The 14,761-nt window shown below is 67.4% G+C and carries 1 protein-coding gene; it reads left to right on the forward strand.

Annotated elements, in window-relative coordinates; all coding sequences use genetic code 11:
• The first annotated feature begins 279 nt into the window (after positions 1 to 279).
• Positions 280 to 14,760, forward strand: coding sequence for a non-ribosomal peptide synthetase (locus ISN38_RS00540; RefSeq protein ID WP_206712006.1), 14,481 nt, complete (start codon positions 280 to 282; stop codon positions 14,758 to 14,760).
• Position 14,761: the final 1 nt, after the last annotated feature.

Here is a 14,761-nt window from a genome sequence, read left to right on the forward strand (position 1 = left end):
GCTGCGGGGCGAACGCCGCGTTGGCGGCAAGGCGAAGTCGTTGCGCGGTTGGCGCAGACACGACCGCCAAAGACAAACCGCAGTCACTGCCAGTCAAGTGCGTACTTGCCAAAAGCACTACAAAACCGATCTACGCAACCGCAAGTTGGGTCAGGTACGTGCAACGCCCGATGTCGATGATCCTGTTACGACGCGATCGCCAAGTGCCGCGTCTTCCGCCACGTACTGCCAGGCGCACCCTCCGGTGCTGGTCACGCCTGCTCAAGGATCCCGTCCCTCATGGATAAGTCTGCAAAGACCCTTCCTGCCTCGTTCGTGCAAAAACGCATGTGGCTGCTCGCCCGGCTGGATCCGCAGGCGTCGATCACCTACCACATCGCCAACGGCGTCCGTCTGATCGGCGAGTTGGACATCCATGCGTTGCAAGCTGCGCTGGATCGCATCGTGGCACGGCACGAAATACTGCGCACCAGCCTGGTCGAAGTGAACGGCCAGATCCGCCAGCGCATCCATCCGGCAACACGCTTTCCGCTTGTCCATGAAGACGCGAGCGCCTGCGACAGGGCCACGATCGCACGCATCGCACAGCAGGAGGCAGCGCTTCCCTTTGACTTCGAGCTGGGCGCTCCGGTGCGCGGAAGCCTGCTGCGCCTGGCGGCGCAGGAACACGTCTTGCTGCTGACCTTTCATCACATCGTCTGCGATGGCTGGTCGATCGGCGTTCTATTGCGCGAGATGGAAGCCTTGTACGACGCTTACGCCCGGCACCTGCCCGATCCGCTACCGCCATTGCCGATCCAGTATGCGGACTATGCGATCTGGCAGAGCGAGCAGTTGCGAGGCGAGTCCCTTGCTGCGCAACTGCGCTTCTGGACAGAGCAACTGGCCGGCGCCCCGCCGCTGCTCCCCTTACCGACCGACCGCGCTCGCCCAGCCGTCCAGGACTATCGCGGCAGGGCGGTCGAACTGCTGTTGCCGCCGGAACTGGGGCAACGCTTGAATGCGTTGGCACGCCGCCATGGTTGCTCGCTGTTCGTGACCGTGCTGGCCTGCTGGGCCCTGCTGCTGGCACGGATCAGCGCGACCGATGACGTCGTGATCGGCACGCCGGTCGCCGGACGCACACATCCGGATCTGGAAGGGCTGATCGGCTGCTTCATCAACACGCTTGCGCTGCGTCTCAAGGTGTCCGGCACACCCACCGTGGCGCAGTGGCTGGCACATGTCCGCAACGTGGTTCTAAACGCACAGGATCGCCAGGAGCTGCCGTTCGAGCGCGTCGTCGAAGCGCTGCAACGCAGTCGCAGCCTGAGCCATACGCCGGTGTTCCAGACATTGTTCAGCCTGGATGGCTTCCGCGACAGCCCGTCGCAGCACACTCCGGGCCTGCGACTGGAGCCGTTGCCGGATGCGTCCGACATGTGCGCGTTCGACCTGATACTGACGATGAAGGAGTCCGAGGCCGGGCTGGACGGCGTCATCAGATATCCAATATCCCTGTTCGATCACACCACGGTCCAAGCGTATGCGGCGCAGTTCCTGCACCTGCTGCAGGCCATCACCGCGAACGACGATGCGTTTGTAGAGCAACTCCCCTGGATACCGGACGATCAACGCCGGCAGGTGCTGTATGGCTTCAACGCCACGACGGTCGCCCTGCCCGCCGTCACCACGCTCGTGGAAGCCTTGCACACCCATGTCCAGCGCAATCCCGACGCGACGGCGGTAATCGACGGCACGCTCACGCTTCGCTATTGCGAACTGTGGAGCCGCGCCGCCTGCCTGGCCGAAAGACTTCGGCGCATCGGATTGCAACCGGACCAGCCGGTAGCGTTGCTGTTGCCGCGCTCGGCGCTGTTGATCGTGGCCGAACTGGCGGTGCTGATGTGCGGCGCCGCGTATGTCGTCCTGGACCAGACGCAGCCGGAAGTGCGCCTGCGCGCACTGCTGCACGATTGCGCGGCCGCCGCGCTGCTGTGTCTTCCCGACTGTCCGCTCGATGTCCCGGCCGTTCCCCGCCTGGAACTGGAGTTCGCGGCGCTCGCTGAAGAAACCATTGCGCCGCAGGTCGGCATCATGCCCGGCAGCGTCGCCTATGTCGTCTACACCTCCGGCTCCACCGGCACCCCGAAAGGCGTGGCCGTCTCGCATGCCGCCGTGCTGGCGTTCGCGCTCAGCCAGCAGCATGCGCCGTTGCAACCGCAGGACCGGGTCGCCTTCCTCGCCAATCCCGCCTTCGATGCCAGCACGTTCGAGATATGGGCCACGCTGTTGCATGGCGCGGCCATCGTCGTCGTCGATCAGCAGACCCTGCTCGATCCACGCGCGTTGAGCCGGCACCTGACGGCTGCCGGGGTCAGCATCCTGCATCTGACCGCCGGCCTGTTGCCTGGCTATTGGCAGGCCCTGCGCGCATTGCTGCCGACGTTGCGCTGCCTGCTCACTGGCGGCGACAGCGTCGATGCCGGCAGCGTCGCCGCGCTCCTGGCCCAGGCCGCGCCGCAACGGCTGCTGCATTGCTATGGCCCGACCGAGACCACCGCTTTCAGCGTGGTCCACCCGGTCGCGACACTGGCCTCGGACGCCACGCGGATTCCGCTCGGACGACCGTTGCCGGGCAGCCGCGCCTACGTGCTCGATCGTCACGGTCAGCCGGTCCCGATCGGCGTCGCCGGCGAGCTGTATATCTCCGGTGCGCAGTTGGCGCAGGGCTATCTGCATCGCCCCGACCTGACCGCCGAACGCTTCGTGCCCGATCCGTTCGCCAAGCAACCCGGCGAGCGCATGTACAGGACCGGCGACCTGGCCCGCTGGCTGGCCGATGGAAGTCTGGACTTCCTTGGCCGCAACGATGCGCAGGTCAAGATCCGCGGCTTCCGCGTCGAGCCGGGCGAGATCGAAGCGGCTTTGCGCGGCTGCGACGGTGTGCGCGAGGCGGTTGTCGTGGCGCGCGACGACACCGGCGACAAGCGCCTGGTCGCCTATCTGGCCGGCGACACGTCGGCCGTGGATCTGGCCGCACTGCGTATCCAACTCGCCGCGCGCCTGCCCGACCATATGCTGCCCGCGGCCTACGTGCAGTTGGACGCGCTGCCGCTGACGCCCAACGGCAAGCTAGATCGCGCCGCCCTGCCGGCGCCGGACGCTCAGGCACTGGATCTGCAGGCCTATGTCGCCCCGCAGGGCGAACTCGAACACGTCCTGGCCACGCTGTGGAGCGAGCTGCTCGGCGTCGAGCAGGTCGGCCGCAACGACGACTTCTTTGCCCTCGGCGGGCACTCGCTGCTGGCGGTGCAATTGATCTCGCGCCTGCGCGAGCGGCTGGGCGTGGAGCTCCCCCTGGCCGAGGTCTTCGCCCATCCTCGGGTGGCGGCGCTAGCGACCGTGCTCGCCAACGCGGCGCCGCAGACGCTGCCACCGATCGTCCCGACACCGCGCACTGCCCCGCTGCCGCTGTCCTTCGCCCAGCAACGGCTGTGGTTCCTGGCGCAGCTCGATCCCCAGGCCGAGCTCGCCTATCTGATGCCCAACGGCCTGCGCCTGCGCGGCAAATTGGATCGCCAGGCCCTACGTCATGCACTGGACCGCATCGTTGCTCGCCACGCCACCTTGCGTACCCGCATCGGCCTGCACCAGAACGAGCCGGTGCAGATCATCGACGCCGCCGACGTCGGCTTCCGGCTCTGCGAACACGACCTAAGCATCTCTCCCGATCCAGAAGCCCAGGCACAGATCCACGCCGAACAGGAAACCCAGACCCCCTTCGATCTGGCTCACGACACCCTGGCACGCGGCCAACTGCTGCGCTTGGGCGAGGACGACCATGTCCTACTCGTCACCCTGCACCATCTGGTTTCCGATGGCTGGTCGATGGGTCTGCTGGTGCGCGAACTGAGCACCCTGTACACCGCCTTCGCCCAGGGCCAGCCCGATCCGCTGCCACCGCTGCCACTGCAGTACGCCGATATCGCCGTGTGGCAACGCCGCTGGATCAGCGGCGAGGTGCTGCAACGCCAGCGCGACTTCTGGATTGAACAACTGCACGACGCCCCGCCGCTGTTGGAGCTGCCGACCGAGCGCCCCCGTCCTGCGCTGCAGGACTACAGCGGCGACACGGTCGAGGTCACCGTGGATGCCGATCTCACTGCCGCGCTGCGCGGCTTGAGCCAGCGCCACGGCACCACGCTGTTCATGACCCTGCTGGCCGGCTGGGCGGTGCTGTTGTCGCGCTTGTCCGGTCAGGACCAGGTGGTGATCGGGACCCCGATCGCCGGACGCGATCGCACCGAGCTGGAGCCGGTGATCGGCCTGTTCGTCAATTCGCTGGCCCTGCAGATCGACCTGCGTCAGGCACCCGATACCGCCCGTCTGCTCAGCCAGGTGCGTGCGACCACGCTCGCGGCGCAGGCGCACCAGCACCTGCCCTTCGAACAGATCGTCGAGGCGCTCAAGCCGGTGCGCAGTACCGCGCATAGCCCGCTGTTCCAGGTCATGTTTGCCTGGCAGAACGCGCCGGAAGGCCACCTGGCACTGCCCGGCCTGACCCTGCAGCCAGTGGCGCTGCCGATGCAGACCGTGCAGTTCGACCTGGAAATCGCCATGGCCGAGCACGGCGATGTGCTGGTCGGCAGCCTCGGCTACGCCACCGCACTGTTCGAGCGCAGCAGCATCGAACGCCATGTCGCCCTGTTCATCGCCACGCTGCGGGCGATGGTGGCCGACGCGCACACACCGGTCGCGCGCCTGCCGTTGCTGAGCGCGGCCGACCATGCGCAACTGCGCCAGTGCAACGACACTGCTGGCGGCGTCGTGGACGCGATGCCGGTGCATCGCCTGCTGGAACGGCAGGCCGCACAGCGGCCCGAGGCGATCGCCGTGCAGGACGCGACAGGCAGCCTCGACTATGCCGGCCTGAACCTGCGCGCCAACCGCCTGGCGCACCATCTGATCGCACTCGGCGTGGCCGCGGACGTGCGTGTGGCGCTGTGCATGCAACGTGGCGTGGACGCCATCGTCGCGATCCTGGCCGTGCTCAAGGCCGGCGGCGCCTACGTGCCGCTGGACGCGGCCTATCCGCGCGAGCGTCTGCAGTGCATGCTCGCCGACAGCGCGCCGCGCGTGCTGATCGCCGACGCGGCGTGCCTGGCCCGCCTGCCTGACGCCATCGACGCGGTGCTGCTGCGCATCGATGCCGACGCCGAGGCGTGGTCCGCGGCACCGTCGGACAACCCGTTGGTGCCGGGGCTGCATCCGCAGCAGCTGGCCTATGTGATCTACACCTCCGGCTCCAGCGGCCAGCCCAAGGGCGTGATGGTCTCCCACCAGGGCCTGGCCACGCGCCTGCATGCCTTGATCGCCACCTATGGGCTGGGCCCGCAGGACCGCGTGCTGCAATTCGCCACACTGGCCTTCGACGCTTCGGTCGAGGAACTCTTCGGCGCCCTGTGCAGCGGCGCCAGCCTGGTGCTGCGCGACGACACCTGGCTGGACACCGAGCAGTTCTGGCCGAAGTGCGCGCAGGCCGGTATCACCTTGGTCGATCTGCCGACCCGCTTCTGGGCGCAGCTGTGCGCGCAGTCGCTGCAGATCCCCGACGGCGTGCGCCAGGTGATTGTCGGCGGTGAAGCACTGACCCCGACTATGCGCCAGACCTGGGTCCAGGGCACCCGCACGCCGTTGCTGGATACCTACGGCCCGACCGAAGCCGTGGTGGTGGCAACTACCCAATCCGTCGGCGCCGACACCCCGACCGGCATTGGCCGTCCGCTCGCCGGCACCCAGGCGCATGTGCTCGATCGCCACGCTCAACCGCTGCCGATCGGCGCGCGCGGCGAGCTGCATCTGGCTGGCGCGGCGCTGGCGCGCGGCTATCTGGGTCGTCCCGACCTGACTGCCGAACGCTTCGTCCCCGACCCGTTCGCCGACCAACCCGGCCAGCGCATGTACAAGACCGGCGATCTGGCCTGCTGGCGTGCCGACGGCAGCTTGGGCTTCCTCGGCCGCACCGACCGCCAAGTCAAACTGCGCGGCTTCCGCATCGAACCGGGTGAGATCGAAGCGGCGTTGCTGGCCTGCGGAGGTATCGACGATGCGCTGGTGCTGGCGCGCGAAGACGACATGGGCGAACCACGCCTGGTGGCTTACGTCGTGGCCGAACGGATCGACACCGAGGCAGTGCGCGAACACCTGCGTGCGCGCCTGCCGGACTACATGCTGCCGGCTGCCTATGTGTGCAGGGATGCCTTGCCGCTGACACCAAGCGGCAAGCTGGACCGCAGTGCATTGCCGATACCGCCTCGCTCCATCGCCGATGCAATCGGCGACGCACAGCAGCCGCAGGGCGCGGTCGAACAGGCATTGGCCACGGTGTGGTGCGAACTGCTCGGCCTGCCGCAGCTGCGGCGCGATGACGACTTCTTCGCTCTCGGCGGCCACTCGTTGCTGGCCGTGCAACTGATCTCGCGGGTGCGCAGCTCTCTGGGCGTGGAACTTCAGATCGGGGACGTGTTCAACCATCCGCAACTGCATGCCCTGGCCCGCTGCGTGGCCAGCGCCGCCGCCAGCAGGCTGCCGACCATCGTGCCGGCCGACCGCAGCGCACCGCTGCCGCTGTCCTTCGCCCAGCAGCGGCTGTGGTTCCTGGCCCGGCTCGATGCCCAGGCCGCGCTGGCCTACCTGATGCCCAACGGCCTGCGTCTGCGCGGCCGCCTGGATCGCCACGCCCTGCGCCAGGCCTTGGACCGCATCGTCGCCCGCCATGAGATCTTGCGCACCCGTATCGCCCTGCACAACGACGAACCGGTACAGCGCATCGACGCCGATAGCATTGGTTTCCCGCTGTCCGAACACGATCTCAGCACTCACCCCGATCCGGACGCACAGGTCCGATCACTGGCCGACCAGGAAGCCGACACACCCTTCGATCTGGACCACGAAACCCTGGTACGCGGCCGCTTGCTGTGCCTGGCCGACGATGACCATGTGCTGCTCATCACCCTGCACCACCTGGTCTGCGATGGCTGGTCCATGGGCCTGCTGGTGCGCGAACTGAGCACGCTCTATGCCGCCTTTGCGCAAGGCCAGCCCGATCCCTTGCCGGCGCTGCAGTTACAGTACGCCGACGTCGCCGTCTGGCAGCGCCGCTGGCTCGAGGGCGAGGTGCTGCAACGTCAGCGCGACGTCTGGGTCGAGCACTTGCACGACGCGCCAGCGCTGCTGGAGCTGCCCACCGATCGGCCCCGCCCGCCGCTGCAGGACCATCGCGGCGATGCAGTGGGGTTCGCCTTCGATGCCGAGCTGACTGCGGCGCTGAAGTCTCTGAGCCAGCGCCACGGCACCACTGTGTTCATGACCTTGCTCGCCGCCTGGGGCGTGCTGCTGGCGCGCCTGGCTGGCCAGGATCAGGTGGTCATCGGCACACCGGTCGCCAACCGCACCCGCAGCGAACTGGAGCCGCTGATCGGCCTGTTCGTCAACACCCAGGCGTTGTGCATCGATCTGCGCGCCGATCCTTCTGTCGCCGAGTTGCTTGCCCAGGTGCGTGCCACCGCACTGACGGCTCAGCAGCATCAGGACCTGCCGTTCGAGCAGCTCATTGCCGCGCTCAACCCCGCACGCAACCTGGCCCATCACCCGGTGTTCCAGGCCATGTTCACCTGGCAAAGCGCCACCGCCAGCGAGAGCAACCTCGAGCTGCCCGGACTGCAGCTGCAGTCGGTACCGCAGCCGCTGGCCGTGCTCAAGTTCGATCTGGACCTGACCCTGGAAGAGCGCGATGCCTGCATCGTCGGCACGCTGGGCTATGCCACCGCGCTGTTCGATGCGAGCACGATCCAACGCTGGTGGCGCGGCTTCGAGCAGCTGCTGCAGGCGCTGACGCGCGACGACGACATCCGCGTCTCGCAATTGCCTTGGCTCGACGCGCCACAGCGGCAGCACTTGTTGGCCGACTTCGGCACCGGCGCGATCGCCTCCGTGCCCGAGCAGGCGCTGCACCACCTGTTCGAGACACAGGCACGCCGCACGCCCGACGCCATCGCGGTGGTATCGGACCAACGCTGCGTCAGCTATGCCGCGCTCGATACGCAGGCCAACCGGCTGGCGCAGCGTTTGCTCGGTGTGGGCCTGCGCGCTGGTGCGCGCGTGGCGATCGCCCTACCACGCTCGATCGACCTGATCGTCGCGCAACTCGCCGTGCTCAAGTGCGGAGCGGCCTATGTGCCGCTGGACGAGGCGCACCCCACAGAACGCCTGCTCGCGCTGATCGCCGATGCGCAGGCCGCTGTACTGATCCACGACGCCGACAGCGCGCTGGCGCCTGCGCAGGTGGCGTGCCTGACGATCGGTGATCTTGACGACCTCGACGGCGACGACGTGACAACGCCGCCGGCGATCAGCGTGCCCGCCACGGCTGCGGCCTACGTGATGTACACCTCCGGCTCCACCGGCACGCCCAAGGGTGTGGTGGTGTCGCATGGCGCCGTGCTCAATCTCGTCCTGCAGGACGGGGCGGCGCGCTTGCTGGACAGCGACCGGGTCGCCTTCGCGTCCAATCCCGCCTTCGACTCGGCCACGCTGGAGGTCTGGGGAAGCCTGCTCAATGGCGCCACGGTCGTCGTCGTTCCTGCGCCGGTCATGCGCGATCCGCAGGCCCTGGGCGCGTTGCTGGAGCGCGAACGCTTGTCGGTGCTGATCTTGGTCGCTGGCGTATTGCGCGCCTACGCGCCGCTGCTGGCCACGCAATTGGGTGCACTGCGTCTGTTGCTCACCGGTGGCGATGTCGCCGATCCGCACGCCATGGCCAAGGTATTTGACGCTGGCGGCCAAGCCAGCGTGCTGCAGACCTATGGTCCGACCGAGAGCACCCAGTTCGTCACCGCGCTGGCGTTGCAGCATGCGCCCGATCCACAGCAGCGTGTGCCGATCGGCCGGCCGCTGGCCAATACCCGGCTCTATGTGCTCGATCGCCACGGCCAACCGACGCCAATCGGCGTGGCCGGCGAACTGCATCTGGCCGGTGCGCAGCTGGCGCAGGGCTATCTGCATCGCCCCGACCTGACCGCCGAACGCTTCGTGCCCGATCCGTTCGCAGAGCAGGCCGGTGAGCGCATGTACAGGACCGGCGACTTGGCCCGCTGGCTGGCCGATGGAAGCCTGGATTTCCTTGGCCGCAACGATGCGCAGGTCAAGATCCGCGGCTTCCGCATCGAGCCCGGCGAGATCGAAGCGGCCTTGCGCGGCTGCGATGGCGTAAAAGAAGCGGTGGTTGTCGCCCGCGAACACACTGGTGACAAACGCCTGGTCGCTTATGTGGTCGCCGATCAGGAGGCCACACCTGCGGACCCGGCAACGCTGCGTCTCCAACTTGCCAAGCACCTTCCCGACCACATGCTGCCGGCCGCCTACGTGCAACTCGAGGCGCTGCCGCTGACCCCCAACGGCAAGCTCGATCGCGCCGCCTTGCCCGCGCCCGATGCTCAGGCGCTGGATCTGCAGGCCTATGTCGCCCCGCAAGGCGACCTCGAACAGGTGCTGGCCACGCTGTGGAGCGAGCTGCTCGGCGTCGAACAGGTCGGACGCCACGACGACTTCTTCGCCCTCGGCGGCCACTCGCTGCTGGCGGTCAAACTGATCGAACGCCTGCGTCGGCTCGGCTGGCAGGTCGATGTACGGGCCTTGTTCGCCCAGCCCACGCTCGGGGGCCTGGCCGCCAATCTGCAGACCGCATCCACCCTCGTGGTGCCGCCCAACCGCATCGGTCCCGATTGCACCCGCATCACCCCGGACCTGCTGCCGCTGGTCGCGCTGACCCAGCCGGAGATCGATGCGGTCGTCGCCAGCGTCGAGGGCGGCGTGGCCAATGTGCAAGACATCTATCCGCTGGCGCCGTTGCAGGAAGGCCTGTTGTTCCACCACCTGGCCGATCCACTCGCCGATCCCTATCTGCACTCGTCCGTACTCGGCTTCCCGGCGCGCGAACAGCTCGATGCCTTCCTCGATGCGCTCGACCAGGTCATCGCCCGCCACGATAGCTTGCGCACCGGCTTTGTCTGGCAAGGCCTGCGCGCGCCACTGCAAGTCGTCTGGCGCAAGGCCACGCTCGCTCGCCGTGTGCATCGCTTTGACGGAGCCGATCCGGCCGCCGACTTGCAGGCCTGGATGCACACCCCCACCGCCGCACCCAGCCCGCAGCGGGCTCCGTTGATCCAGGCGCATCTGGCCCACGACCCGGCCTCCGAACGCTGGCTGCTCGGCCTGCAACACCATCACCTGGTGATGGACCACACCACGCTGGAGTTGGTCATCGAGGAGGTACAGGCACATCTGAGCGGACAGCAGCGGCATCTGCCAGCGCCCCTTCCGTTCCGCGACTTTATCGCCCATGCCCACGGCGGAATTTCCGAGCAGGAACACCAGGCCTTCTTCACCGAAATGCTCGCCGGCATCGACACGCCCACCACTGCGTTCGGGGTCTTCGCTCCGGTACAGGATCCCGCCTCGCTGCAACAGGTCTACTTGCCGCTGCCCGCAGCACTTGCCCATGCGCTGCGCAGCCAAGCGCGTCGACGCGGCGTCAGCGCCGCCAGTCTGTTCCACTTGGCCTACGCGCTGCTGCTGGCGCGGATCAGCGGCCGCGACGAGGCGGTGTTCGCCACCTTGCTATTCGGACGCATGCATGCCAGTGCTGGCGTGGATCGTGTGCTTGGCATGTTCCTCAACACCTTGCCGATTCGCCTGGGCGGCGCGCACCATAGCGTGCTGCAGGCCGTGCGTCATACCCAGCTGTGCCTAGCCCAGTTGCTGCATCACGAACATGCACCGCTCGCGCTGGCCCAGCGCTGCAGCGATGTGGATCCCGCCCTGCCGCTGCTGAATGCCTTGCTCAACTATCGCTACGCAGGCGGCAGCACCGTCATCACCGACGACACCCTGCCCCAGCACGATCCTCTGCGCGCGGTAGAGCAGCTCGGCGGCCAGGAACGCACCCACTATCCACTGGTGGTGTCGGTCAACGACCATACCGAGGACGCTGGCTTCTCGTTGGGCGTGCATTGTGTAGAGCAGATCGGCGCCGAACGTATCGCGGCGATGCTGCTGCAGACCGTGCAGGCCCTGGTCCAGGCGCTGGAGCAGGCGCCGGACACCGCACTGCACGCCCTGGAACTACTGCCGGAGAACGAACGCGCGGAGCTGCAGCACTTCAACGCCAACGCCATCGATCTGGCCGGCACCGGCTACCTGCACCGCCAGATCGAAGTGCAAGCACAACGCACACCACACGCCATCGCCTTGGTGGAAGGCCAGGAGGAGCTCAGCTACGCTGCGCTCGAGGCCCGCGCCAACCAGCTCGCTCACCACCTGATCGCGCTGGGCGTCGGCCCGGACAGGTACGTGGCCGTGTGCCTGCCGCGCGGCATCGACCTGGTCGTGGCGCTGCTGGCCACGCTAAAAGCCGGCGGCGCCTATCTGCCGCTGGACCCGGATCTGCCGCCCGCGCGCCTGACCGGCATGCTCGCCGATGCACAGCCGTGTGCGCTGCTTGCGCACCGCGACACCGCCGCGCTGTTGGGCCAGCGCGATGACCTGCACTGCGTGCTGCTGGACGCGGACCCGCCTGCATGGCGCGCCGCTCCCACGCAGACGCCGGCGGTGCCGACCTTGTTGCCGCAACACCCGGCCTATGTCCTCTACACCTCCGGCTCCACCGGACAGCCCAAGGGCGCCATCAACACCCATGCCGGCATCGACAACCGGCTGGGATGGATGCAGCAGACACTGGGGCTGCGGCCAGAGCACAGCTTGTTGCAGAAGACCCCGATCAGCTTCGATGTGTCGGTGTGGGAGATCTTCTGGACGCTGCGCGTGGGAGCGCGCCTGGTCCTGGCCCGACCTGGCGGCCACAGAGACCCGGCCTACCTGATCGCGCTGATCGAGCAGGCCGGCATCGACAGCGTGCAGTTCGTGCCCTCGATGCTGCGGGTCTTTCTCGAAGCACTGCCCGACCAGCGTTGCACCAACCTGCAGCGGTTCTTCTGTGGCGGCGAAGCGCTATCGGTGGATCTGGCTCACGCGGTGCGTGAACGCTTTCCGCAGGCCCGCTTGTACAACCTGTATGGCCCGACCGAAGCGGCAGTAGGCGTCAGTGCCTGGGAATACACCGGTGCCGACGATGCCACCGTGCCGATCGGCAGGCCCATCGCCAATACCCGCCTGCAGGTGCTGGATGCGCATGGCCGCCTGGCTCCGATCGGCGTGCCTGGCGAACTGCAGATCGCCGGCGTGCAACTCGCACGCGGCTATCTGGGCCGGCCCGATCTGACCGCCGAACGCTTTGTCCCCGACCCCTTCGCCGAGCAACCCGGTCAACGCATGTACCGCACCGGCGATCTGGCGCGCTGGCGCCCCGAGGGCGTGCTGGACTACCTCGGTCGCAACGACGACCAGGTCAAGCTGCGTGGCGTGCGCATCGAACTGAGCGAGATCGAAATCGCCTTGCGCGGCTGCATTGGCGTGCGCGAGGCGGCGGTCGTGGCGCGCGACGATCTGCCCGGCGATACACGCCTGGTCGCCTATGTCGTGGGCGACGATGACGCCGTCGGTGCCGATACCTTGCGTACCCAACTGGCCGCGCGTCTGCCCGATGTGATGGTTCCAGCGACCTACATGCAGCTGGACAGCCTGCCGCTGACCTCCAACGGCAAACTCGATCGACGCGCCTTGCCGGTACCCGACGCCGCCATGACGGTGTGCCACGGCTACATTGCGCCGGCCAATGAAATCGAGCGCAGCCTGGCCAAGCTGTGGGCCAGCGTGCTGGGGCCGCAGCCCATCGGCCGCGACGATCACTTCTTCGAGCTGGGCGGTCACTCGCTATCGGCGATGCGACTGATGATCGCCGCCAATCGCCTCGGTCTGCCGCTGACCCTGAATCTGCTGTACGCGCATCCCACCTTGTGTATGCAGGCCGAATGTCTGCTCGGCGGCACGCATGTCCTGGGCAGTCGTGCCCTCGCTGTCCGTCGCCATGGCACACGTCCGCCGTTGTTTGTGGTGCCGACCGGCACGGGCGATATCGCCTATGCCTTCGAGCTGGCGGCACACATCGATCCGAACATTCCTGTCTATGCCCTGCCCTGGCCGGACCCGTTACCGGCCTCGCTGGAAGCGCTGGCCGCGCAGATGGTCGAGCTGATCCAGCAAGTGCAACCGCAGGGCCCTTATCGCCTGCTCGGCTACTCCTCCGGCGGCCTGCTGGCTTATGCCATTGCCCAGCACCTGGGCATGCATGACCAGTCCGTGCCCTTCGTGGGATTGCTCGATTGCGATCTGCCATCGGCACCACCGCAAACCGACGCGCTCGAACAGGCCATCGGCAACGCCCTGGTCCGCCAGCTCGAAGGAGCGATGCGCCATCGCTCGTATCGAGCGCGCAGTGACGTCCAGGCCGGGTTGAATGCACTGCTGGATCGCATCCGCGACGGCACCTATCAGGACATGCTCCACGCCTGCGAAAGCGATCCAACGCTGGCGCAATTGGCGGCCGAAGAGCAAACCACGATCGAAGACCTGCTACGCATCTCGGTCACCAGTACCACCTTCAACCGACTGTGGCCGACGTTCCTGTCCCACCCCCTGCCGACGACGTGCCGACTGTATCTGTTCCAGGCCGTCGAGCCCCAACCGGCAACCGATGCCTATGGTTGGCAACGGCTGTTGCCAGCGACGCAAATCGAGCGGATCCCAGTAGCAGGCAGCCACATCACGCTGATCGAAGCCGAGCATATCGCCGCACTCGGCCAATCCGTTGCGTGCGCGCTTGGCAGTGATGATGCCAAGTCCGTATCGGTGCTTTACCAGCCCGCGCTACCGCTATGCACCGCCAAGGCACGACTGCAGCGCTCCGTGGTTTGTGTTCCAGGCGCGGGCGATAGCGTGACCGGCTTCGTCGATCTGAGCAGCGCCCTCGGCGAGGCCTGCAACGTCATCGGCATGCAGCCGCGCGGCACCGATGGCTGCCAGTTGCCATTCGGCTCGGTCGAACTGGCCGCGCAGCGCTATCTCGACGCCTTGCCCGCCATCGCGACCAACGCTGCGCCGCTGCACCTGATCGGCCATTCGTTCGGCGGCTGGGTGGCGTACGAGATGGCGCTACGTCTGCATGCGCTCGGCCGACCGGCCAGCAGTCTGACCCTGATCGACACCGCCCCCCCGAGCCAGGCCGGCGGCCCGCAGGACTGCAGCCGCGACACCATCGTGGACGACTTTATCGATGCCTTGCAGCTGCGCCTGCATGCTCCCTTGGGCATCGACCGCCAGACCCTGCACCGCCTCGACCAGGAGGCGCTGATCCAGGCTTTGCATCGACTCATGGTCGAGCATGGCCTGATGCCGCCACGCTCGCGGCCCGATTCGCTGCGCGGCAGTCTGACCACCTTCGCGCATTGCTGCCGTACTGCCTACATCCCCGCCAGGCCCTACCCAGGCACCTTGCATCTGGTCCTGGTCGACGATACCCGGCTGCAGCCCGAGCAACACGCTGCCGAGCAGCTGCAGCTGCGGCTGCGGCTGCGGCTGCGCCAGGCATGGGCTGCCTACGCCGCCGAGCTGCGTCCCTGGCAAGGACCCGGCAACCATATGACCGTGCTCGCCAAACCGCATAGCCAGACCCTGGCGCAGTGGTGGGTATCCAGCGTGTGCGACAGCACTCCTCCATCGACGGCCACTGCGCCTGTTCCTCCTGGCACCACGGTGATTGCATGAC

Origin of the sequence: Xanthomonas translucens pv. undulosa, from assembly GCF_017301775.1 — a bacterium.
Taxonomy (GTDB): domain Bacteria; phylum Pseudomonadota; class Gammaproteobacteria; order Xanthomonadales; family Xanthomonadaceae; genus Xanthomonas_A; species Xanthomonas_A translucens.

What these genes read in the sequence shown, in the direction of transcription:
- ISN38_RS00540 (WP_206712006.1), top strand. Translation starts at nt 280, where the DNA reads ATGGATAAGTCTGCAAAGACCCTTCCTGCCTCGTTCGTGCAAAAACGC.